This window comes from Limnoraphis robusta BA-68 BA1, from assembly GCF_034932365.1.
GTDB lineage: Bacteria > Cyanobacteriota > Cyanobacteriia > Cyanobacteriales > Microcoleaceae > Capilliphycus > Capilliphycus robustus.
In genome coordinates, this window is sequence record NZ_JAYGHR010000008.1 from 63,345 (window position 1) to 86,468 (window position 23,124).

Sequence of the window (23,124 nt, forward strand, 5' to 3'; positions counted from 1 at the left end):
TCTGGATTAATTTCTCTGATTGAGAAATTTCGCCAATGCAATCTCTGAGTCGTTGGAGGAAGCTGTACTCACCATCCCTGAATATTCCCCGTTATAGTTGGTAAATTCAGACGCTGCTCTGCGAATATTAGATAGACGAATTTGCCAATCGGAAACCTGCTCGTAGTTAAGGTTATGAGTATTTGAAGTAGTTGTCCATACCCCCCAAAGACAGGGGTCTTCAAACTGTAGCAGTCCTAACTTGCGTAAGTTTTGGGATTGGGGAGTTCCGGGCAAGGGGATAATGCTGTAGCAGGAAGTCTGAAATTCCAGATTGGGATTAATCTCTACCAATTCATCCACGAGATCTGCGATCGCTTCCTCAAGACGTAACAAGTCTTCATGGTCATCATCGGGTAGCCCGATAATGATGCCATAACCAATCACAGGTACACCAGTTCTGACTACAGATTTCATCAACTCACAATGCTCTTGCCAAGGCAGGAGTTTCTTGTAGGCTTCTCGTCCAAAAACGGGACGTTCGGCAGGGATATAAGCCAAAGGACAACCGACTTTGCCATCCCAGCCAAACAGTGCTTCAATCAGTTCTTCGTCAGGTCTGAGGTCGGTGCTTTCGTAGTTACGCCCAGCACCGAGAGTTGTCTTTCTCAGTTCTAAACCATTAGGCCACATGAGAGTTATTCCCATCTCCCGTGCGCCATTGGTAATTTCGATGATCTCTTGTCGCCCTTCGGGAAAGAGTCCACGGGCGAGGAATTGATCGGACCCGATATTGATCGATCGAGCCCCCGCTTCTTTCTGGATCTCCAACCATTTGAGGGCTGTTTGTGGGGACATTCGCCGAAAGCCTGTGCCGTAGGTAGGTGTCATACAAAAGTCACAGGTGCGATCGCAACCAATATCCGCTACTACCGAACCGACTGGCACAAATCCTTGGACATTGGGAAGTGTGCCTAAACAATCTCGTGCCACCTCTACTGAAGGTAGTGCCCACTCATCTGGAGTTTTGGCTTTAGTCTTCCTGGGATATTGTTTACCATCTGGGAGAATCACACCCGTGAGTTCTTCTCTAGGGGTTCTTCCCAACACATAGTCAAAAATAGCCCAATTTGCTGCCCCTGATTTATCCTGAACAACTGCTGCTGCACCAGCCTTCAAGTAGTGGTGCGGTTCAGCGAAAGCATCCGATCCCCCAACAACAACGGGACGACCCCCCTTAGCCAGATGCTCAATCAGCATACAGCTAACTTGACGATCTTGGGAGAAATTAATTGTAACTCCCCAAGCATCGAATGCGTGAGGATCGAGAGCCGAAATGCTACCTCCTACATAAGTTTTCCGTAGAGTCATCCCTTTCCAGAAAACTTGCCCAAATTCTTCACTATAATCACCATCTCTGAGGTTGACCAATTGTGCATCAAATCCCCCTGCTTGCAAGTCAGGTATCAAAACTTGCTTGCTAATTAAAGAACGATTTCTGTACAAAGAAGTCCAATTTTTGCCTTCAGAATCGAATAGTCCTGTTGCTGGAACTTCAACTAATCCAATTGTGGGAGATTTTTTCGTTTCCATAGTTCAGGGTAGGTAATTGTAGATTACAGTTAAAACTTTTTAAGGAGCCACACTCCCAATCTTTGGGGCGGAAAGATAAATCGGATAACCAACTTTCTATAAATTCAAAGGATAGGTGAAGAAATATGTAAGATGAAAAAGTTTCATATTTTTTTAATATTTTCCTTGCAAAATGATAATGCTAAACCAGGGTTAGTTACCCTCTTTATCTGCTTTTCCTTTCTTCGTATGCTAAAACGCTATCGTCCCCTTTTGCTAATTAATCAACTGATATGGCAAATTAATCTTCGCTACTTTCCCTAGAAGCCGGAACTAGAATTCCTTTTTGCAGCAATACTTTTATAAACATCTTTCGCAGAATACGTTGAATCTGAAGATGCTTTCCGGGCTTAACTTTTGTCAAGGTTCGCAGCATCAAGTTCGACTCACCTAAAGTTTCTATGCCATCAACTTGGGTCGGTTCGAGGACATCCAAATAGTTGGCTTTTAAATGTTGTCCGATCTTCTCAATAATTTGATAGACATGACCCAAATTAGCATCGTAAGGTACAACCACTTCTACCAGTGCAAAAATGTACTCTTTGGAGTAATTGGTAATTGATCCCATCTCGCCATTGCGAATAATCTGTAATTGACCATTGGGATGTCGGATGCGGGTGGTTCTCAGTTCGATCGCTTCTACAACACCCTCTACTACTTTCTCTTCAGCTTTTCCTGCTTCAACATAGTCACCCACTAAATAGTAGTTTTCAAACAGAATAAAAAAGCCGCTAACTATATCGTTAATTAGTGCTTGTGCGCCTAAACCCACCGCTATACCAACAATACCGGCACCAGCTAGTATGGGAGCTGGATTAATGTCGAGAGTATAAAGGATGGAAATCCCGACGGTGAAATAAATTAAGTATTGCAATAAACTGCGAAACAACGGAATCAAAGTTAAGCGTCTGCTTCTTTGGATGTCCGTCAAATTTTGTTCTTTAAATACTATTTCTTCAACAACTAAATAAATAACTTCAAAAATAACCTGACTTAAGAATATCATGGCAATGATTTTGATGATTCGCAGACCAAAATCGGACATTTTGGCAATGGACTCAATCTGTTGAGTGACCAATGTTGCCATACAAACGTAGAGAACAAACTCCAGACACCGCTTTAAAAACGGGATCAAATGTTGTAGGCGATCATAAAATCTTAATAAGTTATCAGGACTCGAATATCTAACGCTAAGAGCATCGAGAGTATCAACAATTGCTGCAATGGCTTTCAGGATGAGCAATCCCACCCCAATAATCAAATAAATTCTGAGTCCGATATAGAGATATTCTGAAACAATTACCGGGAGTTTAAGAAACTGACTACAGTTAATAATTACCCAAATCCAAGTCCCGCCTTTGATTCTTTGATAAAGCGCATTAAAAAAAGCATCAATACTTTCATCATCGGCGGTGCTTTTGTCTATATTCTTGGCGCGAGTGCTGGCGATCTTCTGGCAATATTGAATAACTTTCAAGCCCAGTGCTGCTACAATAATGATGCCCACACATTTGGCGATTCCGATTCCCAACGTTACCCAAAATCCTGACGGAATACGGCGAATCAGATCCAGGGTATATTGTTGCAGATCTTCGCCCCGATAGATCAAGAAAACATTGCCAGCCACCAGAAAAATACACAGCAAAAAGCCAACAAGCAACACCAATCCTATCAGGTTACGACGCAAAATCCTGATGCGGTTATTCTCAAAATTCAGGATTGAGAATTTAGCCAGGATCTTTAATAAATTGGCAATCAGCCAAGCGATAAACAAAAAAATTACAATAACTAAGCCGACTTCAGCCAAGATAATTAAGAGGTTGTTCATAGTTTCAGTTAATTATTCAAATCAATCGGATTGATCGATGAACTTCTGCATTTTCCCCATTCCTGTTTTTCGTTGAATGGGGAAACATACCAAAACCTAAGAATTATCTCGATTGACTGGCGGCGGCCATCTTAGTTAATCCCCCGTGATAGTTGATCAATTTAGATTCGGCTTTGCCAATTTTTGTGAGCCGAAATTGCCACTCGGAAATATCTTCATAACTGAGGTGGTGCGTGTCGCAACTCGGAGTCCACAACCCGCCAATAATCGAGGGATCGTCAAAGCGCACCAAACCCGATTTCCGAATCGTTTCCCCCTGGGGCGTTCCCGGTATCGGAGAAATCGAATAGGAAGCCACTTGAAATTCCAGGTTTGGATTAATTTCTCGGAGTTGTTGATGGAGTTCTAAAATTGCTTCTTCAAGACGAAGTAAACTGTCGTGATTATCATCGGGTAAGCCAATAATTAAACCATAAACAATAACCGGAAGACCGACTCGAACGATCGCCCGCATCATCTCACAATGCTGTTGCCAAGGAAGAAGTTTGGCGTAAGATTCTCGACCAAAAACCGGACGTTCGGCGGGAATATAACCCAGAAAACCCCCCGCTTTGCCATCCCATCCCCAAAGCGCCTCGATTAATTCCTCATCGGGCGTCAGGTCAGTATGATCGTAGTTGCGTCCTCGTCCCAAAGTTGCTTTTCTCAGTTCCAAACCATTGGGCCACAAAAGCGGCATTTCCATTTCTCTCGCGCCTTGGGTAATTTCGAGAACTTCTTCTCGTCCCCCCGGAAACAAAACCCGACCGAGAAATTGATCCGAACCCATAACCGTACATTTAGCGCCGGCTTCTTTCTGACGAGCAACCCATTTTAGGGTTGTTTCCGGCGACATTCGACGAAAACCCGTCCCATAGGTTGGGGTTTGGCAAAAGTCACATTTGCGATCGCATCCAATATCAGGAAATACCGAACCAATGGGTACTAATTCTTTAATAAAAGGTTCTTCGGAGTATTCTTGACCCAAACATTGTTTCGCCACTTCCACCGACGGTAGCGCCCATTCATCGGGACTCATCGCTTTAGTGCGGTTGGGATAATAACCACCATCAGCGAAAATCACACCTGTCAAATTTTCTCGGGGCGTTTTTCCTAATACAGAGTCAAAAATAGGCCGATTGGCTGCGCCGGATTTATCCATTACAACTGCTGCTGCACCCGCTTTTAAATAATGGTCCGGCTCGGCGATCCCATCGGAACCGCCCACAACAACGGGTTTTCCTTTGCTGGCTAAATGTGCGATCGCCAAACAAGTAACTTCCCGTTCTTGGGTGTAGTTAACAGTTATTCCCCAAGCATCGTAAGCTTCTGGATCGACATCAAAAATCCGTCGCCCAACATAAGCTTTGGTGAGATTCATGCCTTTCCAAGTTACTTCTCCGAAGGGTTCTCGACAATCGCCATCTTTGAGATTAACCAATTGTGCATCAAAACCCCCCGCTTGCAAATCGGCCATCAAAACTTGCTTGCTGAGTAGGGTGTTTTTTCTGTACAAAGCGGTCCAATTATTGCCCTCTTCGTCATATAATCCAAGGGCAGGAACTTCAACCAATCCAATCGTTGAGACTTTCTCAGATGTGAACGTCATAACAATCCCCCGTAAATTTATACTTTGAACAATCTTAAGTCTTGTTGAGAAAGTTAAGCAGGATCGACATGAATGTTTGAAGTTTGACAGAGAATCAACCCAAACCACCGTTTGGGATCTGTCCAAATTTTTACCGTTTTCAGGCTCTGCTCCTGGAGTTGTTTTTGCAAGCTTTCCAAATCAAACTTGCGAGAAATTTCAGTGAGAATCGATTCTCCCTCGGGAAAGAAAACGTTTAAATCTAGGATTTCTAGGGATACCCAGTGACTCTTTTGACAGCGCAAATACATTTCGATTTCAGCATCCGCTTGATTGTAAATGGCTTGATGGGCGAACAGATTCAAATCAAAATTGCCTTGAAAACGCCAGTTCAAATGAGAAAGGATATTCAAATTAAAAGCTGCCGTGACTCCCCGACTGTCGTTATAAGCCGGCTCTAATATCTCTTTTGGTTTTTGTAAGTCAACTCCCAAAAGAAAGTAATCTCCTGGTTGTAAAGTTCGGGAAATTTGACTTAAGAAAACCTCGCATTCTTCGGGATTAAAGTTGCCGAGAGAACTTCCCAAGAAAAAAATCATGCGCGATGCGACTGGGGTTGATTCCAACTTGGCCAAGGCTTGCTCGTAGGTTCCAATTAATCCCTCAATTGATAAAGTTGGATATTTTTCTTGGAGCTTGACAACGGTAGATTTGAGAATCCCCCCGCTAACATCAATCGGAATATATTTGCAGCGATCTGTAATTTTTTGGTAAGCCTCTAGCAGAAAAAGCGTCTTTGTAGAACTGCCGCTTCCCAATTCTACCAGTTCACAATTCCCCGTAATCTGAGCAATTTCATTTGCATATTGCTGCAAAATCCAGGCTTCTGTTCGAGTAGGATAATATTCTGGTAACTCACAAATCTGTTCAAATAATTCTGAGCCGTGATCGTCGTAAAAATATTTTGCGGGCAAACTCTTAAACTCTTTTGATAATCCTTGGATAACATCTTCACCCTGCCGGATTATCGATGGATTAGAGTCTTCAAGACTGTGCAGATAAGTTGTGAATTTCATGCCCCTTTTTGTTCTTCAAATTTTAGGTACATCCACATTATTTCCTGCTAGAATTTTTGCGTCAATACGGTTTCAAAAAAATTCACATTTCCCCAAAACTAGCGCGGTAATAATCCCAGAAAAATTTAGCAGAAAAATTTTGAAGTTGGACTTCATGGCGATCGCAACTTCTCTGAGATCGGGCCGCGCCGGTTGATTCAGAAAATTAAGACAACTTAATTAATTGTTGGCAGCTTTCTCGCTTTGTTGTTTGAACTTTTCCGGTTCGGTTCGCAAATCCACATAGAGAAAATCGATTCCCTCGTTTTCCAGGATTTCCAGGATAGCTAAGTTCAAGTTTTTCTCCACATCAAAGTAGAGATTTTCATTGTTAACAAAGACGACGATTTTAATCACCCTAGCATTATTTTCAATATTGCTAAACCGAACGATTACTTCTTTTGACAATCCCTCGATTGACTGGGTAGCCTCTTTTATAGTGTCGCAGATTCTTGCGGTTTTCTTCGATGAAATCCCGTCAATTTTTAGCTGTAAATTTATCCCCCATTTCAACTCACTGCCCGGATTTTGTGACCAGTTTTCTACAATTCCCCCAATCATTTTAGAGTTGGGCATTTTCAGGATAGAACCCCACTGATAAACATGAAGCGTCGTCGTTCTAAATCCAATTTTCATAATCTGCACAAAACCGGGAACCCCAACTATCCCTACCCAATCCCCTTCCCGATAAAGGTTATCCGAGTAGACAATAACCGTACAAAACCAGTCATATACAATATCTTTGAGCAGCAAACCCAAAGTAATACCTGCACCTCCGAGTAAACCCACCAACGCCGCCGCCGACTGTCCTAAAAAGATTTCGCTCGCCTTAATTGCAATCACAATAATTGCTGTGGATTGAAAAATCTTCGGCATTAAAGGTCGGAGCAACTCGTCTAGCTCGGTTTCGGTATGTAGGGCAACATTAGCAATAATTTGACCGAAGATAGAAGAGGCTCGGTAGACAACGTAAGCCACAATAAAAACAACAATCAGGTTGAGGGTTCTATTAATGGTTTGGATCAGATTTGGGCCTATTTCCGCCGCCAAAATTTCCTTAACAATCCAAAAGCCAGCAATCAGAATTAACCAACTTAAAGCGGGTTTGATAATCGCAATTAACTCATCATCAAGTGTCGTTTCCGTTTTACTTGTAAAGCGTTCGATCGTTTTAATGACCACTGAAATCAAGAACCGCCTTAAGGTCTGTGTCAGCGTCAAGATAATGATAACTGTAACTATTTTACCGATGGGTATGCCGGAATAGTTGATATTGATATTTGATAGCGAATTCCAAAGAGCTTCCATAGTTGGGTGAATAAAAAAGAATGAAATGTTGATTTGTTATGTCTATGTCTAACTAATAGACTGATTTTGCTGGAGTTCCACTAAGTAGATCTGCTTGGCGACAAATATATTGGATATAGCGCTACTTGAATCGGGAACAGGGAACGGGGAACAGGGAACAGCAGACTATGAAAGGGTTTCAGAATCTAAAAATGTCCTAACCAATTTGCGTAGTGCTATACTGCTCCGGGTGAGGAAGGCTCACGCTGATGTGCCAGTAAGCGAGCAGCCTAGAAAACGGCTCTATGTATTTAACGCTACATAATCATAAGGCAATTTCAGAAAAACGCTGATACCAAAATTCCAAGTTTTTCATCCGCCTTTAGATGGAAAAATCGCTTAAACTTCAGCAAAAATCGACGAAAATCTTATTAAAGCTTGGGTTTACATTGAGTTTTTGTTACTTTTTTCAGTCCCCGAGGCTGATCCACGAAACAGGAAGCCCACACCATAAGCGTGCATCGTTGGTGTTGGGTACTTCACCACCTTCCCGGGATGGAAGCTTACCAATCAACAGTTATCGATCCAGCAAGGGGAGAAAGGTGGTTTTGTACGGAGTCAGAAGCGATCGCATCAGGTTGGCGCAAAGCACCGAGGTAGGCGCAGCAGTCCAACAAGGTTTTGAATCAAGCAAGTATAAAATTCATTAAAGTTAACAAATCCCTGAGATGATGTGATTTTTCTGGGGTTTAGACGCTCAAAACCAGATTTTTCAGGACTTTGACAAACTGCGATCGCCTTCAGTTGCGATTACAGACTCTACTGATTCTGACTATTTTGCCTTTTTTTGTTTATTGTAACTCTTTTTATAAAAAAAATATAGCAAAATAATTAAAAATTAAATATAAAGCGACTACAGTCGATTTGAAGGCATAGAAAGCATTTATAAATTTCAGGAAAGCGATAGCATCGATTTAGACTCCTATTGAGCATTTGAACGGCTTTCTTTTGTGCAAGAGTTAGACAATAATGAGAGCAATCGAGAAAAGAACTTAATCAAACGTCCAGTTCTCAGAAATGCGATATCCGTTTGAACGAATTTGATAAACACTCTTTGAAGGAGAACCCGCGTGAAACTGTCAGTTTACGGTAAAGGTGGAATTGGAAAATCAACAACAAGCTGTAATATTTCTGTTGCGCTTGCCAAACGGGGTAAGAAAGTGTTGCAAATTGGCTGTGATCCCAAACACGACAGCACCTTCACCCTCACAGGTTTTCTGATTCCGACCATTATTGATACCCTGCAAGAAAAGGACTATCATTATGAAGACGTCTGGCCAGAAGATGTGATTTACAAAGGTTATGGGGGTGTGGACTGCGTAGAAGCAGGTGGCCCACCCGCAGGTGCAGGCTGTGGCGGTTATGTTGTTGGTGAAACCGTTAAACTGCTGAAAGAACTCAACGCCTTTGACGAATACGATGTAATTCTGTTTGATGTTCTCGGTGACGTGGTTTGTGGCGGTTTTGCGGCACCCTTGAACTATTCAGATTATTGTATGATTGTTACAGATAACGGCTTTGATGCCTTATTTGCAGCCAACCGGATCGCCGCTTCGGTACGAGAAAAAGCACGGACTCACCCTCTGCGTCTAGCTGGACTGATTGGCAACCGTACCTCCAAACGAGATCTGATTGACAAGTATATTGACTCGGTTCCGATGCCTGTATTAGAAATACTGCCGCTCATTGAAGATATTCGCGTTTCTCGCGTTAAGGGAAAAACCCTATTTGAAATGGCAGAAACCGATCCTTCTCTGAACTATGTTTGCGATTATTACCTGAATATCGCCGATCAAATTCTCTCTCAACCCGAGGGCGTTGTTCCCCAAGATACTCCGGATCGCGAATTATTTTCTTTACTTTCTGATTTTTACCTGAATCCGAGTCAACCCCCTGTGCAAAATAAGGAATTGGAGCTAGACCTTATGATGGTTTAATATGTCTAGCGGCTCAGGATGAGGAATAGAGGTTATGGCTTTCTTCAAAGACTTTACTGCTAATCTCCGAGATAAATGGTTACATTATTACCAAGCCAATCGGGATTGGCTACTGTTGCAAATGCAACTCAGTTCAGTGAAAACTCCAGATGGTGGTCGAAGACCTCCCTCTAGCCTCATCTTAGGAGTAATCAACGCGCTTGATCCAGAAGCATCACAGTTGATGCTCCCCTTTTCAACACTCAACCCTGATCCGGAGAAGTTAGTCGAAGTTTTGGGGTTAAATTTCGATCCCGATATCGCTTTGGGTTCCCCACCCCCAGCCGGACAAACACCCGTACAAGCGGCACCAAGTTATCAACAACCTCCCGTACAATCAGCTCCCGGATATTATCCGCCACCGGAAGTCCAAGTTCCAACTGATTCTCAAACCGCCCCAGAAATTGTTTCTCCCCCTCCGGAAAAGTCCCCATCGAATCTCGGGGGAATGGCTGTCGCAGCCGTAGGTACAGCCGCAGCAATCGGCGCTGGAATGGCGATCGCTGATGCTTGGAATGACACAGAAGCTGTCTCCGACATGGATATGGATACCGAATTCGACTCTGATGAACCTCTCGATTTTGATATGGGAGACGATGAAGAGATCAACCTAGATATGGGGAGTGATGAAGATCTCGGCTTAGATGACGAGATGGATGAAGATCTCGAGTCTGACGAAGATCTCGGTATGGAGATGGACATGGATCTCGACTCCGATACAGATAATGCAACGGATGACGATTTCGGGTTAGACATGGAGACTGATGAAGGACTCGGCTTAGATGACGAGATGGATGTCAGTCTAGAGTCTGATGAAGATCTCGGTATGGAGATGGACATGGATCTCGACTCCGATACCGAATTAGGTTCTGAGGACGATTTTGGGTTGGATTTGGGGACTGATAATGGACTGGGTTTAGAAGAAGAAGTCTCCCTAGACTCGGAGTCGGAGATGGGGGATCTGGGACTCGATGATTTTGGAGAGGAGAATATTCAGATCGATACCTCAGACGATATAGGAGATCTAGATCTCGGGGATTTCGGATCGGATAACGATTTAGACGAGGGTGATTTTTCTTCTGATGACATGGATGATTTGGGACTTGATGATCTCGGAGATGATGAGTTTGGAAGTTTGTCAGACTCCGATGATTTAGATGATCTCAGTCTCGATGAGTTGGGAGAAGTGACTTCGGGTGATGGGGATTTTGATGATCTCGATCTAGAAGGACTCACGGAGTCGGATGAAGATGATGATATTGCTTTATCGGATTTTAAATAATCCCAACGTCTAGATGTAGAGATGCGCTATGATGGCGTGTCTCTAGCAGAAACCCAAAAGAGATTGAAATTAGAATTGGAGATTTTGGATCGAGTTTGTCATTCAAAATCAGGGGAGGGTTTTTGCAAAATTATCCTGAGTTAACCGAGTTAGACAAACGATTAAGTGCTATAGCACTACGCAAATTGGTTAGGACATTTTTAGATTCTGAAACCCTTTCATAGTCTGCTGTTCCCTGTTCCCCGTTCCCTGTTCCCGATTCAAGTAGCGCTATACATGAATCGTTGAATATCTGACTTTTAGACTGACAAAAGATTTCTGCAAAATCGTTAAAAATTAAGAGGATAAATTGATGACTGTTGCTCAAGAACCTGAAGCTTTAACCTTTGAATGTGAAACCGGAAATTATCACACCTTTTGTCCGATTAGTTGTGTGGCGTGGTTGTATCAAAAAATAGAAGATAGTTTCTTCTTAGTTATTGGTACGAAAACCTGCGGTTATTTTCTGCAAAATGCGATGGGAGTAATGATTTTTGCAGAACCTCGTTATGCAATGGCAGAATTAGAAGAAGGGGATATTTCCGCTCAACTGAATGACTATGAAGAATTGAAGCGATTATGCTTACAAATTAAACGCGATCGCAACCCGAGTGTGATTGTTTGGATCGGGACTTGTACCACTGAAATTATTAAAATGGATTTGGAAGGGTTAGCCCCTAAATTAGAAGCAGAAATCGGTATTCCGATTGTTGTGGCTCGCGCAAATGGCTTAGATTATGCCTTTACTCAAGGAGAAGATACGGTACTCGCAGCGATGGCGGCTCGTTGTCCTAATAAAGTGATCGAATCTGAAAAAAATGAACGCAACGCCATTCAAAAACTGCTCAATTTTGGTCAGAAAAAAGAGGAAACTGCTCAAACTGAGTCGGAATATGTTGATCATCCGCCTTTAGTTTTATTTGGTTCTCTCCCTGATCCAGTTGTTACAAACCTAACCCTAGAATTGAAAAAACAAGGAATTAAAGTATCCGGTTGGCTTCCCGCTAAACGTTATACTGAACTTCCCGTTTTAGAAGAAGGATATTATGTTAGTGGTGTTAATCCTTTTCTGTCTCGCACCGCGACAACGTTAATGCGGCGTCGCAAGTGTAAATTAATAGGCGCTCCGTTCCCGATTGGCCCAGATGGAACTCGCGCTTGGATTGAAAAAATTTGCTCTGTATTCGGAATTGAACCTCAAGGTTTAGATGAACGGGAAGCGCAAATTTGGCAAAATCTCGAAGATTATATTCAGCTTATTCGCGGTAAGTCTGTGTTCTTCATGGGAGATAATTTACTCGAAATTTCTCTGGCGCGTTTCCTGATTCGCTGTGGAATGACTTGTCCGGAAATTGGCATTCCTTACATGGATAAACGCTATCAAAAAGCAGAGTTGGATCTGTTAGAAACAACTTGCCATGAAATGGGGGTTGCTGTTCCGAGAATTATTGAAAAACCGGATAATTACAACCAGCTTCAACGCATCCATGAAATTAAACCGGATTTAGTGATTACGGGAATGGCTCATGCGAACCCGTTAGAAGCGCGAGGAATTAATACAAAATGGTCAGTTGAGTTTACCTTTGCTCAAATTCATGGCTTTACCAATGCGCGGGATATTCTAGAGTTAGTTACCCGTCCTCTACGCCGCAATAATAATCTAAAAGATTTGGGTTGGGATAAGTTAGTCAAGGAAGAAGCGCAGATTTAAAGTTTTTAAAAGTTTGTCTCTATGAGTCAAAATTAGGCTTGGTGGGGCGATCAAATGCGATCGCCCTTTCCTTATTAGGGAAGATTAAAAACCCGGTTTCTCAGAGAAACCGGGTTTTTGGGATGTACTTCTGAGATAATTAAACTAAATTTTTAGACGGGGATAAATTTAGGAATTCATAACAATTATTGAGCGTTTTTACTATTAATGTACAGAAACAAGGATAAATTAAACGGGTTGTTAACCGAATTGGAGTTTCCAGTCAACTTAAAGTGCTGTATAATAAATCAGTCTCCTAAATCTCACCTTCTCAATGCGCTCTGTATATTGTAAATTTTAACTGTTTACTGATTTTGCTGCCCATGACTGAGCCACAGGATACTAATACCCCCTCCCCCAATTCTAAAGAGTCCAGCGAATCCACCGAAGGGAAGATGACTGAGGCGGGAAAAAATGTTAGGAAAAATCCCATTGCGGATATTTGGAATAATGCAGCAACAGGAATCGAACAAATTAAAAAGACACTGTTCGGATGGTTGACGGTTCCTGAAGAAGAAATCGCTAAAATTTTAGAACAAGTTCGCGCCGAACTTCCAACAACCGAAGCTTTACTCATTGGGAAACCGCAAGCGGGAAAAAGTTCAATTGTTCGGGGATTAACCGGGGTTTCAGCCGAAATTATCGGACAAGGATTTCGTCCCCATACGCAACATACACAACGTTACGCCTATCCGTCTGAGGATTTACCGTTACTGATTTTTACGGATACGGTTGGTTTAGGGGATGTTAACCAGGAAACTGAGGTTATTATTAAAGAATTAGTCGGTGATTTAAAAGAAGATAATAATCGGGCAAGAGTTTTAATTTGGACTATAAAAATTAATGACTTTGCGACAGATACCCTCAAAACAATTGCGACTCAACTCCGCAAAGAATATCCGAATCTTCCTTGTTTATTAGTGGTGACTTGTCTGCATGAAGTTTATCCATCTGATGTTCAAGATCATCCTGACTATCCCCCAGCGTTTGAGGCTGTAAATCGGGCTTTTGCAGCAATTAAAGACGGGTTTAAAGAGTTGTATGATCGCGCAGTGATGATTGATTTAACCTTAGAAGAAGATGGTTATCATCCGGTATTTTATGGCTTAGAAGCGTTTAGAGATACGTTAGCAGATTTGCTTCCCGAAGCCGAAGCCCGTACTATTAATCAACTCCTCGATGAACAAGCCAGTCAACAACTGGGAAATCTGTATCGAGATGTGGGGCGGCGTTATATTTTGGCGTTTACGGTGATTACAGCGACGGTAGCGGCGGTTCCCCTTCCCTTTGCCACGATGCCTGTTTTAACGACGTTACAAGTGTCGATGGTGGGGTTGTTGGGGCAGCTTTACGGGCAAACCCTTAATCCTTCTCAGGCGGGGGGCGTTGTCAGTGCGATCGCAGGCGGTTTTCTCGCCCAAGCCGTCGGGCGGGAGTTAGTTAAATTTATACCCGGTTTTGGCAGTATTATTTCAGCATCTTGGGCAGCGGCTTATACTTGGGCGTTGGGTGAAGGGGCTTGTGTTTATTTTGGGGATTTAATGGGTGGAAAAAAACCCGATCCGCAGAAAATTCAGTCTGTGATGAATGAGGCGTTTAAGGAAGCAAAAGAACGGTTTAAAGGGATTCAGCGTTAACAGTATTTGTTATGAATTTTAGCCAGTCTCATCTTGAACTTTCACCCGAAGAATGAGGAAGGATCGACAGTCCAATCTTCTAGAGGTAAATTAGGAACTTTACTAAAATCTTTTTGATTGCGTGTAACAACAATTGCTTGATTTGCAATGGCAATAGCAGCAATTTTTAAATCTTGTGTTCCAACTAAAAGCTTCTGTTGACGCAAATTTTGAAGCAAATCTTGATAACAGTCGTATGCAGCCTCGTCAAAATCTAGTAACTGCACATTACAGAAGTAAGCAAGAGTTGAGCGCAAATTTTGATAGGCAATTGCTAACCGCTCAGGTTTTTGATTGACTTTGCTGATAACTGCTAACCTTCCTCGAAGTTGTTCTTCTAATGTAACTATCGTAACGAATAGATTAGAAGTATCTATTTCTCTAACTTTTTGTACAATTTGGGGATGATTGCGTTGGAAAAGAGTAACATGATCGGTATCCAAAATATATCGGCTCACACTAACTATTTTTCCTCCGAATTTCCTTCATCGGTATTAATTTCTGCATCCAGTTCTCGTCTATAGGCAGCCATCTCTTCTACAAACTCATCAAATAAAGGATCATCTTTAAACATACCCGCAAATTTAACCCAAGGGTTAGACTGTTCAACTTTCTGTTGATAGATTATCATCGGCAAGCAACACAGCCTGAGTGTAAGCCACCACAAATAAGACATTAAAGGACTTAAGAAACCATCATCATTAATTAGACCATGAGCCATGCGATTTCGCAAGTTACTACCTGAATGTTCAACCAGTAAACCTTTGAGATCAAATAGAGTATCTTCATCAAAAATAGAAGCAGTCTCAGGGTAGTAAAGAGTTGTATTCAAGTTATGCTCGTTTTGAATTCCTTGATCATCATAACTAGAGGGTAATACGCCTTTTTTCCAAAGTAGATAACGTATAGAATTCTCAATTTGAGGGATGAGAATATGGGTAGAGGTGAAAAAATCTCCAGTTAGTCCAGCGTATAAACCTTTAGCAAACAAATATTGTCGATCAGGTGGTACAAAAGGACTATTAGCAACAATGGGAAGTAAATCTTTGACTTGGATAGGGTGTTCTAAATTGATTTGATCTCTTGCAGGTTCAATCAATACTCGGGCTTGGATACTTTGATAGTAGGCTGCATTGGTATACATTTCAAATTTAGTTTCTTCTTCAGTCTTTCCAGATTGTCTGGCAACAACTTTACCCATTTCATTGTGCTTCACTTTTGAAATCAAGGAAAATAGAGGAGCATCTTTAGCGATTTGATCCGCTTGTTGTCGAAGCTGAGAGACTTTAGGAGGAGTTGCTAATAATGCTAAGGCAAAAAGAGCATCCTGCAATTTCTTGCCTCTAACACTTGCCCGAACTTTCTCTACTTCTTTGCTAAAATCAATCCGCTCTGATTGGATTGTAACTAACTCTTTCATAGATTTCTGTTGATACTGAAGTAGAAGTTTGTGTACTTCATCAACTCTTTTTTTCTCTTGTTCTTTTTCTTCCTTTGTGCCGGGAATTTTTCTAAATGCCTCAATAGCTCTCTCTAGAAAATTTGATGCTGCTAAATAAGGAGTCGGGGAATTTTTAACAGCATTCTCGGCTTCCTTAATATAAATTTCAGCAGCGAGTCTTAAAGCTACACGTTCTTTGTCTTTATCTTTCTCAAGGTGATGCCATTTGGCTTTGATTTCCCAGTAGTCCCTAGCTGTAATCCAATCACCAACTGATTCAGCAACCGTAGCCGCTTTTTCAGCGAGATTTGCATATTTTCTGGAGTCAACGAGTCGGTATTCTTGCAAGAGTTCCATCAGTCTTGCTGACAACCAACGCGGATCTTCTCCGTTGTAGCGTTCAAGAACTGTCTCTATATGTTGAACTACTGTTTCGACTTGATAATTAATTTTTCTGGCTAATCTAAATGCTCTCTCTATTCTTGTAAAGCACCTAACCCACCTCGCAGAATTTTCTAACTCTATAGCTGACTGTATATAAGCAGGAACCGCTAGTTGAGCCATTTGATAGTTGCGTCGTTTACACCAGAGAATATCTGTAACTCGTGCTTGCAGTTCAGGATCGGTAATTTCCGTAGCAATTTCAGCAAGAAAGTCTAAATATTCATCTAGAAGGTTCTCGAAGATTTTAGCAAAATGTTCCTCATTTGACTCTGAATTAATTTCTGCGAAAGTGATACTTCCTAAGATAAAAAATAAAACTTTTTCCCGAATATTTCCTGCTTCTTCTGCTTCTTTTGCTTTTATCAAGAATCCTTGACTGTAAGCAAAACACTCCTTTTTTTCACTAGCATTAATCACTTCCTGCCAGGAAGAATTGATAAAATCATTTTTAGTCAGAGGGGGGTTCACGGATAACATTGAATTTTTCTGAGTGGATTCACCTTTAGTCATTTTCTCTCACCAGTTCAGCTAGAATATTTCTATATATCTAGCAAGTATAGCATTTTTGGCTCGGTTGGGGTTATTACTCCAATAACCAACCAAATACTTCTTCAATAGTAAGCTGTATCTGATTAGCAAATGAAGGAACAGGTAACGCAATCTCTGACTGATCATATACCTCGATTTTTTGCTCAGGTAGATAAACAAATACAGTTTTTTCGTCCGGATCAATTAACCAACCCATTTGAGTTTTATATTTCAAACAATGAAGAATATTTTTTGTGACTTTTGTCTGACTTTGATCCGGTGATAATATTTCTATGACCCAATCTGGTGCATTTTGAAAAGAGTTCGCAATTTCCCCTTTTTGATCACGAGGAATTCGATTCCAAACAAAAACTGAGAGATCAGGAACTATTGAACGTCCGCCAAATGTACAGCGTAATTCAGGAAATGCACGCCCAATTTTTTGAGGTTTAAGAACTGCATTAATTGCTGTTACCAGTTCACCTTGAATAGTGCTGTGTTTTCCTTGTGGCATTGGCTTCTGAATAATTTGACCCTCAATATACTCGTTTGCTGGCTTCGTTTCTGGTAGTTTTAGAAACTCATCCAGTGTAATAACTTTAGAAGGTGATTGTACCATTTTATTAAGTCTCAGTTAATAAGATCTGCTTTCAATACTAATGATAATCTAAGTCATAAAACACTTGCAACAATCCAGAATCATAGGTTTTAACTTGGTTAAACTGGAGTTTTTTTTCAAGTTCTGTATCTTTAACAATCAGAGGAATACCATCACCGAGTATTATCGGATGAATGGCGAGAATGAGTTCATCGAGAAAGTTGTTTTTAATAAAAAATCGAATAAGTTCCCCACCACCAACGAGCCAAATATCATCACCATCAGCTTGACGGAGATTGTGAATAAAGTTCTCTAAATCACTTCCGACAAATTCAACATTTTCGTCTTTTTGACCCTGTAACGTTTGAGAAAAGACAAAACCCTTCTTTTCTTTGTATGGATATTCTCCAAACCCTTGAATTTGTTCATAGGTTTTACGACCCATTAATACGGTATCAATCTCTGAAATAAATTCTGTATAACCGTAATCTGCATCAGTAAATAACCAATCAATATCGCCTGATGTTCTAGCAATATAGCCATCCAAACTCGATGCAATAAATAATCGTATTTTTCGCATATTTAATAGGTAGAATTGAACATAGAAACTGCTAACTTTAAGGGGTTGAAATTATCCAAGTAGGTGTTCAAAAATGAACGAATAGAAAACCGTGAGTTCGTTGTTGCGCTTTAGCGCACTAGATTTCGGGCTGAAGCCCAACAACAGCCCAACAACAGCCCAACAACAAACTTTTTAAAATTTAACGATAATTATACCAACCTACTTAGCTTTTCGTAAAGCCTCAAGATCTGAACCACAAATTGCTTTAACATTACGGGTTATTTTATCAATTTCCCAATCCCACCAGCGAATTTCTAACAATTCTTGAATGATTGACTCCTCAAACCGTTTTCTAATTTCTTTAGCGGGATTTCCGCCAATAACAGTATAGGGTTCAACGTGGCGAGTGACAACAGATAAACTGGCAATAATCGCACCATCACCGACATGAACACCAGGCATAATTGTCGCACCATAACCTATCCAAACATCATTACCAATAATTGTATCGCCTTTATTCGGCCAAGAATCTGGCATTGCAACTTCCCAACCTGATCCAAAAATAGGAAAGGGATAATTGGTAAACCAATCTGTGCGGTGATTTCCTCCGTTCATAATAAATTTGACATCAGAAGCAATCGAACAAAATTTACCGAGAATCAGTTTATCGCCTTCAAAATCAAAGTGATAAAGAACATTGCGTTCAAAGTTTTCAGGGTTCTCAAAGTCATCATAATAAGTATAATCCCCAACAATAATATTGGGATTTTTGATGATATTCTTTAAATAGACCAGTCGAGTTTGATCGGGAAGTGGGTATTTTTTTTCGGGAGAAGGACCGTTACTCATCAGTTGTTCCGTAAAATTTGAAAGGTGAATCGTTCTATTGATCTGACTTTAGATTTAACCTATTTAGATAATAAACCATTGACGTATGACTCGCTATATTTTTAACCGAACTCATCCGGCGAACCCCGGAGAGAACCAAGGAGACAAGCGATCACATCATCCAAGAAATCCCTTTTTTTTGCAGATTAAGTCACTTACGCTCAGAAAGTTTTGACAAATTTTCATTAACTTGCGATCACTCTATCGGAAGAGATTTTACTGATTTTGTTAACTTGACTACCAATAATTAAAATCCGTAAAATTTTAAATCTCCCTCATCCGAAGGATACCAAAGCAAACCGTTAAGACTTAAATTAGAGATGTTAAGAAGCGTAAGTAACAATCATTATGAAAGCATTAAAAATTAAATTACCCAAAGCTTTACTCGCAACTATCGTCAGCTTAGGAGGTTTAGCGACTGTTTCTGCTTTCGGTAATATTAATAGAGCCGTTGCCAATGAATATACTGGTGAGAATAATCAAATAAGCCAGCAGATGAACTCACCCCAACAAAATCCGGGAATGCGTGACAATCAAATGCAACAAAATCCGGGAATGCGTGACAATCAAATGCAACAAAATCCGGGAATGCGTGACAATCAAATGCAGCAAAATCCGGGAATGCGTGACAATCAAATGCAGCAAAATCAACAAGGAAGTTCTTCTGGAAATGAAAGCATTGTTGGTGCAATGTCCGAGACGGGATCTTTTAATACACTCGCCCAAGCTGTTGAAGCAGCCGGTTTAGCAGATACTTGGGAAAATGAAGGTCAATACACTGTATTTGCACCTACTGATCAAGCTTTTGAAGCGTTACCTCCCGGAACTTTAGAAGCATTATTACGTCCAGAAAACCAAGACACATTGCGTCGAATTTTAGAATATCACGTTGTTTTAGGTGAAGCAGACTCCAGCACGATTAGTTCAGGGTTCTTTAAAACAGCCGAAGGAAGTGGAGTAAATATTGATGTCGCAAGCGGTATGGTTCAAGTCGAAGGTGCTAATGTTACACAGCCTGATATTCAAGCAAGTAATGGCGTAGTTCATGCTATCGATCAAGTGATTCTACCGCCTGATATTTCAGCCGAACAGTTGCAACAATTAACGATAGCTCAATAAATATTTTGAGGGTTGACTATATGGGTAGTTCTGATGAGCTACCCCGTTTTTAAACTCTCTAGTTTATAGCAAAAATCTGGGTTAATTAAGAGAGTTGTTTGATTCTTTTAATTCAAAACATACTTGCTCAAAACTGAATAAACTTCATTGATATTCACTGAGCGATTAAACTCTTTTGAAATTGGAATTGATTCACTTCCGACCCAAATTTTTAACTCAGCATCTAGATCAAAATGACCTGCACTTTCTTTAGAAAATTTAGTAATTTTTGAGTAGGGAATGGAGAGAAATTCTATCTTTTTCCCGGTTACACCTTGTTTATCAACCAGAATTAAACGTTTGTTGGTAAAGACAAACAAATCACGAATCAGTTGATAAGCCTTTTCGATTCTTTCTCCCTCGACCAAGACTTCACTAAACAGTTTATCAAGTCTAGCGGCATCTGCTTTGACTTCAGAGGCATTTCCGAGAAGACCACTAATTAATCCCATATTATTATCCTTCTGCTTGTCTAACAAGTGTTGAGGTTATGATGTCTAACAAAAAACGGTTAGTTGCATCTATCTCTATGTTAGCAAATGCTTTTCAAAACGGAGTGAATGTAAGTTTTTATACCCCAAAAATAAGTTTTATTTTTTTGCGGAATTGACCGGATCGGAGTTGAAATAAATTGAAGAGGCGTAAGTTGTATCTTGAATTAAGTTGTCTTTCCCCATCCTCAAGATTAAAAACCCGGTTTCTCAATAGAAACAGGGTTTTTGGGATGTACCTCCGAAGCAACGCCGCTATATATTTTGAATTAAGTTGTCTTTCCCCATCCTCAATAAATTACAGGGTTTTAAATTACTTCGTTTGAAAAATATTCTGCACCATTTTTTTATCAACGCTAGCTGCGGCTTTGTCGAGTTCTTCAACTTCACCGGAGTCGAGTTTCCAACCCAACGCCCCAATATTTTGTTTGGCTTGTTCGGGATTTTTAGCCCCAGGAATGGGAATAGTTCCCTTACAAATACACCAATTAATTGCGACTTGTGACATCGTTTTATTTCGAGATTCGGAAATCTCTTTTAAACAAGATAAAAGGGGTTTAACTCCTGGTAAAATTTGACGAAAAACTAAACTGCGAATTCCTTTGGGGAAAGGGCCGTTTTCTGCATATTTTCCGGTTAATATTCCCAAAGCGAGGGGACTGTAAGCAATGATTTTAATTCCGAGTTCATCACAAACGTCTTTTAAGCCTAATTCTGTTATCGGATAAGTAGAGAGGAGGGAATATTGTACTTGTAAAGTGGTAATGGTAACACCACGTTCTTGAAATTTTTGATACACTTTATTCAGTCGTTTAGAACCATAATTTGATAAACCGACTCCTTTGACTTCTCCTTGTTCATAAAGGTCAGCTAAACCATCTAATAGCGGCCATTCTTGCCAAGGAAAATAGTTCGCCGTTGACCAGTGCATCTGCACTAAATCTACCTTTCTTCCTAACCGTTTGGCTGAGGCTTTACAAGCGGAAATCATTGCATTTCGCGTTAATCGACCGGGGTAAGCGGCTAGTTTTGTGGCGATACAAATTTGATCGGAATTTAAACCGGAATATTGACTTGAAAATTGTCCTAAAAGACTCTCGCTACGTCCGTTTAATTTCCCGGTTCCGTAGGAATCTCCCGTATCAAATAAAGTCACTCCATTGCTAACACATAAGTTAAAAACCTCTTGGAGTTGCTGATCCATACTTTCATCATAACCCCAAAGCAGTCGGTTTCCCCAAGCCCATGTTCCACAACCCATTTCGGGTAGAGAAAGTGTTTGATTCGTTTGCATTTTAACTCGATGTAGATGTCTTTATAACAGTGTATAATTAATTGGTTCATCCGTAAAATTTTACAAGATTAACCACACAGCCAAACCCCAAAACGGAATAAATCTTAACCATCGCTTTTGACTCTCAACAGGTTCAATACTTCCCATCAGTATGATTTGAAAGATATAAAATAAAACCACATCAACACAAAAGGCTATCGTGACGCGATTACTCATAAAATTCTGCACAAAAAATTCACTTCTCGCAGCAATATCTCCAAATTCAGGACGACCGACAACAGCCCAAACCAGAGAAATAGTCCCGACTATTAAGCCGATAAAACCAAATATTTTAGCTAATAAACCCTTGGTTGGTTTGTCTTCGGTTTCCCCATTGGGAACGGTAAACCACCAAGCCATATAAGGAAGTAAGAAAGTATTAGTCAGGAACATTGCCAAACTCCAAATAATAATTTTCGGGAGTTCTCGTCCTTTAGAATCAAGCAGTAATAAAGGCAAAAACATAAAAATCCAAGCTTCCGCAAAGTTAAATAAACTCTCGATCCAAGGATGAATAATTGGGGCTTGCATAGATTCAATGCCCACCGCATTTAAAAAGGGTAAAATAAAGAAGAAATTAATCGATTCGTTGACAATTTCCTTTAAAGTTTCCGGTTGAACCGCCCAAAGAGGTTCGCCGGGAAGGAGTTGTTGGGGCGGAGAAAGGAGTAAAATATAAATGTAGATAACTGATAGTAGCCCAAAGAATGCAGCAATTAAACGTTGAGACTGTAATGAGTTGGAAAACCTTGACTGTGCCATTGAGTCACCTAATTTGACTATAATAAATTTTAAACGATTCGCTCTAAAAATGAACTATTATTCACAACGCCGAGATGTTTTCTCTCCCGCCTATCTTAACTCTCTACGGGGAGAAATCCTAGCTTGTCCCTATCTCGCCATCAACAACCTTAATCGTGATTTTATCGATACAAAAGGCTTTTCTGTGGTGTTTAAACGCTCGAAACAGGCGGAAGTTGAACGGCGTTTTCCTTTTTTTAAAAGCTATCTAGAACAGGCGTTACAACCTTCTTGTAATGCGTTTTATCTTAACCCTCTGGTGTTAAAAGCCGGTTCGCGAGTTGATCCGCATATTGATCGCTCTTTACGCTCTTATTGTAAAACCGTTGAACCTCCTGTCGTTGTCAGTGTTTTGTATGTTCAAGTTCCGGTTAATTTAGAAGGGGGAGAACTGGTTTTACGTTCGGATAAAAAACAAGTGGGACAGGTTAAACCTCAAGTTAATACTTTACTCTTTTTTCAGGGAAATCTTACCCATTCTGTTAATGCAGTTAGAACGACTGGAACCCGTTTAAGTTTGGTTTGTGAGCAGTATAATTTGAGTGAAATTGAATTGCAAGAGATTCCAGATTTTACGATAGAATCAAGAGCAGCAAAGACCAAACGGAAGTAATTTAGAGGTTGAGTTG

Annotated in this window: 19 protein-coding genes; 6 read left to right on the top strand and 13 right to left on the bottom strand. The window is 40.7% G+C overall.

From position 1 onward, the window contains the following. Positions 1 to 6: 6 nt before the first annotated feature. The 5 genes from VB836_RS05965 to VB836_RS05985 all read right to left on the bottom strand — a co-directional run bounded on the left by VB836_RS05965 (position 7) and on the right by VB836_RS05985 (position 7,363). Positions 7 to 1,572 carry a radical SAM protein gene (locus VB836_RS05965; protein WP_323218467.1) on the bottom strand — a complete coding sequence of 522 codons (1,566 nt, stop codon included), beginning with the start codon at positions 1,570 to 1,572 and terminating at the stop codon, positions 7 to 9. A 280-nt stretch (positions 1,573 to 1,852) separates the two neighbouring features. After that, complete coding sequence (locus tag VB836_RS05970; protein WP_323218468.1) at positions 1,853 to 3,439, bottom strand: mechanosensitive ion channel family protein; 1,587 nt, start codon at positions 3,437 to 3,439, stop codon at positions 1,853 to 1,855. A 103-nt stretch (positions 3,440 to 3,542) separates the two neighbouring features. Then, positions 3,543 to 5,087: a radical SAM protein gene (locus tag VB836_RS05975; RefSeq protein WP_323218469.1), complete on the bottom strand. Its 1,545-nt coding sequence runs from the start codon at positions 5,085 to 5,087 to the stop codon at positions 3,543 to 3,545. A 53-nt stretch (positions 5,088 to 5,140) separates the two neighbouring features. Then, positions 5,141 to 6,142, bottom strand: coding sequence for an L-histidine N(alpha)-methyltransferase (gene egtD, locus VB836_RS05980; RefSeq protein ID WP_323218470.1), 1,002 nt, complete (start codon positions 6,140 to 6,142; stop codon positions 5,141 to 5,143). Positions 6,143 to 6,361: 219 nt separating this feature from the next. Continuing rightward, positions 6,362 to 7,363 (bottom strand): mechanosensitive ion channel family protein, encoded by a 1,002-nt coding sequence (locus tag VB836_RS05985; RefSeq protein WP_323218471.1) that lies wholly within the window; start codon positions 7,361 to 7,363, stop codon positions 6,362 to 6,364. A 1,235-nt stretch (positions 7,364 to 8,598) separates the two neighbouring features. Between VB836_RS05985 and bchL the strand changes: the two genes are divergently transcribed. The 4 genes from bchL (at position 8,599) to VB836_RS06005 (ending at position 14,212) form a co-directional block, all read left to right on the top strand. Beyond that, the gene (bchL, locus tag VB836_RS05990; protein ID WP_046279630.1) at positions 8,599 to 9,465 is read left to right on the top strand and encodes a ferredoxin:protochlorophyllide reductase (ATP-dependent) iron-sulfur ATP-binding protein; all 867 of its coding nucleotides are present in this window, start codon (positions 8,599 to 8,601) and stop codon (positions 9,463 to 9,465) included. Positions 9,466 to 9,499: 34 nt separating this feature from the next. Further along, positions 9,500 to 10,786 carry a DUF5331 domain-containing protein gene (locus tag VB836_RS05995; protein WP_323218472.1) on the top strand — a complete coding sequence of 429 codons (1,287 nt, stop codon included), beginning with the start codon at positions 9,500 to 9,502 and terminating at the stop codon, positions 10,784 to 10,786. Positions 10,787 to 11,138: 352 nt separating this feature from the next. Continuing rightward, a complete protein-coding gene (locus VB836_RS06000) occupies positions 11,139 to 12,536 on the top strand; it encodes a ferredoxin:protochlorophyllide reductase (ATP-dependent) subunit N (protein ID WP_046279632.1) in 1,398 nt (465 codons plus the stop codon). 362 nt (positions 12,537 to 12,898) lie between these two features. Beyond that, positions 12,899 to 14,212, top strand: coding sequence for a YcjF family protein (locus tag VB836_RS06005; RefSeq protein ID WP_323218474.1), 1,314 nt, complete (start codon positions 12,899 to 12,901; stop codon positions 14,210 to 14,212). Positions 14,213 to 14,253: 41 nt separating this feature from the next. On the opposite strand, the gene VB836_RS06010 is transcribed toward VB836_RS06005, so the two are convergent. The 5 genes from VB836_RS06010 to VB836_RS06030 form a co-directional block, all read right to left on the bottom strand. Then, positions 14,254 to 14,709: a type II toxin-antitoxin system VapC family toxin gene (locus VB836_RS06010; RefSeq protein WP_323218475.1), complete on the bottom strand. Its 456-nt coding sequence runs from the start codon at positions 14,707 to 14,709 to the stop codon at positions 14,254 to 14,256. 5 nt (positions 14,710 to 14,714) lie between these two features. Beyond that, a complete protein-coding gene (locus VB836_RS06015; RefSeq protein ID WP_323218476.1) occupies positions 14,715 to 16,646 on the bottom strand; it encodes a DUF4209 domain-containing protein in 1,932 nt (643 codons plus the stop codon). A 73-nt stretch (positions 16,647 to 16,719) separates the two neighbouring features. Further along, complete coding sequence (locus tag VB836_RS06020) at positions 16,720 to 17,283, bottom strand: Uma2 family endonuclease (protein ID WP_323218477.1); 564 nt, start codon at positions 17,281 to 17,283, stop codon at positions 16,720 to 16,722. A 37-nt stretch (positions 17,284 to 17,320) separates the two neighbouring features. Continuing rightward, entirely contained in the window at positions 17,321 to 17,842 is a 522-nt protein-coding gene (locus VB836_RS06025; RefSeq protein WP_323218478.1) for a dihydrofolate reductase family protein, read from the bottom strand. 201 nt (positions 17,843 to 18,043) lie between these two features. Next, positions 18,044 to 18,673, bottom strand: coding sequence for a CatB-related O-acetyltransferase (locus VB836_RS06030; protein WP_323218479.1), 630 nt, complete (start codon positions 18,671 to 18,673; stop codon positions 18,044 to 18,046). A gap of 387 nt (positions 18,674 to 19,060) precedes the next feature. Here VB836_RS06030 and VB836_RS06035 point away from each other — a divergent pair, with 387 nt between their 5' ends. Beyond that, positions 19,061 to 19,831 carry a fasciclin domain-containing protein gene (locus VB836_RS06035; protein ID WP_046279637.1) on the top strand — a complete coding sequence of 257 codons (771 nt, stop codon included), beginning with the start codon at positions 19,061 to 19,063 and terminating at the stop codon, positions 19,829 to 19,831. Between the two features lie 107 nt (positions 19,832 to 19,938). Here VB836_RS06035 and VB836_RS06040 read toward each other — a convergent pair whose 3' ends face one another. The 3 genes from VB836_RS06040 to VB836_RS06050 form a co-directional block, all read right to left on the bottom strand. Beyond that, positions 19,939 to 20,322: a PH domain-containing protein gene (locus VB836_RS06040; protein WP_046279638.1), complete on the bottom strand. Its 384-nt coding sequence runs from the start codon at positions 20,320 to 20,322 to the stop codon at positions 19,939 to 19,941. Between the two features lie 352 nt (positions 20,323 to 20,674). Continuing rightward, positions 20,675 to 21,655 (bottom strand): aldo/keto reductase, encoded by a 981-nt coding sequence (locus tag VB836_RS06045; RefSeq protein ID WP_046279639.1) that lies wholly within the window; start codon positions 21,653 to 21,655, stop codon positions 20,675 to 20,677. A 60-nt stretch (positions 21,656 to 21,715) separates the two neighbouring features. Next, positions 21,716 to 22,456 carry a hypothetical protein gene (locus VB836_RS06050; RefSeq protein ID WP_046279640.1) on the bottom strand — a complete coding sequence of 247 codons (741 nt, stop codon included), beginning with the start codon at positions 22,454 to 22,456 and terminating at the stop codon, positions 21,716 to 21,718. 49 nt (positions 22,457 to 22,505) lie between these two features. Between VB836_RS06050 and VB836_RS06055 the strand changes: the two genes are divergently transcribed. Further along, positions 22,506 to 23,108 (top strand): 2OG-Fe(II) oxygenase family protein, encoded by a 603-nt coding sequence (locus VB836_RS06055; RefSeq protein ID WP_323218480.1) that lies wholly within the window; start codon positions 22,506 to 22,508, stop codon positions 23,106 to 23,108. Positions 23,109 to 23,124: the final 16 nt, after the last annotated feature.

Coding starts and splice junctions, on each gene's coding strand:
- VB836_RS05965 (WP_323218467.1), bottom strand. CDS start 1,572: ATGGAAACGAAAAAATCTCCCACAATTGGATTAGTTGAAGTTCCAGCA.
- VB836_RS05970 (WP_323218468.1), bottom strand. CDS start 3,439: ATGAACAACCTCTTAATTATCTTGGCTGAAGTCGGCTTAGTTATTGTA.
- VB836_RS05975 (WP_323218469.1), bottom strand. CDS start 5,087: ATGACGTTCACATCTGAGAAAGTCTCAACGATTGGATTGGTTGAAGTT.
- egtD (WP_323218470.1), bottom strand. CDS start 6,142: ATGAAATTCACAACTTATCTGCACAGTCTTGAAGACTCTAATCCATCG.
- VB836_RS05995 (WP_323218472.1), top strand. CDS start 9,500: ATGGCTTTCTTCAAAGACTTTACTGCTAATCTCCGAGATAAATGGTTA.
- VB836_RS06000 (WP_046279632.1), top strand. CDS start 11,139: ATGACTGTTGCTCAAGAACCTGAAGCTTTAACCTTTGAATGTGAAACC.
- VB836_RS06005 (WP_323218474.1), top strand. CDS start 12,899: ATGACTGAGCCACAGGATACTAATACCCCCTCCCCCAATTCTAAAGAG.
- VB836_RS06015 (WP_323218476.1), bottom strand. CDS start 16,646: ATGACTAAAGGTGAATCCACTCAGAAAAATTCAATGTTATCCGTGAAC.
- VB836_RS06020 (WP_323218477.1), bottom strand. CDS start 17,283: ATGGTACAATCACCTTCTAAAGTTATTACACTGGATGAGTTTCTAAAA.
- VB836_RS06025 (WP_323218478.1), bottom strand. CDS start 17,842: ATGCGAAAAATACGATTATTTATTGCATCGAGTTTGGATGGCTATATT.
- VB836_RS06030 (WP_323218479.1), bottom strand. CDS start 18,673: ATGAGTAACGGTCCTTCTCCCGAAAAAAAATACCCACTTCCCGATCAA.
- VB836_RS06035 (WP_046279637.1), top strand. CDS start 19,061: ATGAAAGCATTAAAAATTAAATTACCCAAAGCTTTACTCGCAACTATC.
- VB836_RS06040 (WP_046279638.1), bottom strand. CDS start 20,322: ATGGGATTAATTAGTGGTCTTCTCGGAAATGCCTCTGAAGTCAAAGCA.
- VB836_RS06045 (WP_046279639.1), bottom strand. CDS start 21,655: ATGCAAACGAATCAAACACTTTCTCTACCCGAAATGGGTTGTGGAACA.
- VB836_RS06050 (WP_046279640.1), bottom strand. CDS start 22,456: ATGGCACAGTCAAGGTTTTCCAACTCATTACAGTCTCAACGTTTAATT.
- VB836_RS06055 (WP_323218480.1), top strand. CDS start 22,506: ATGAACTATTATTCACAACGCCGAGATGTTTTCTCTCCCGCCTATCTT.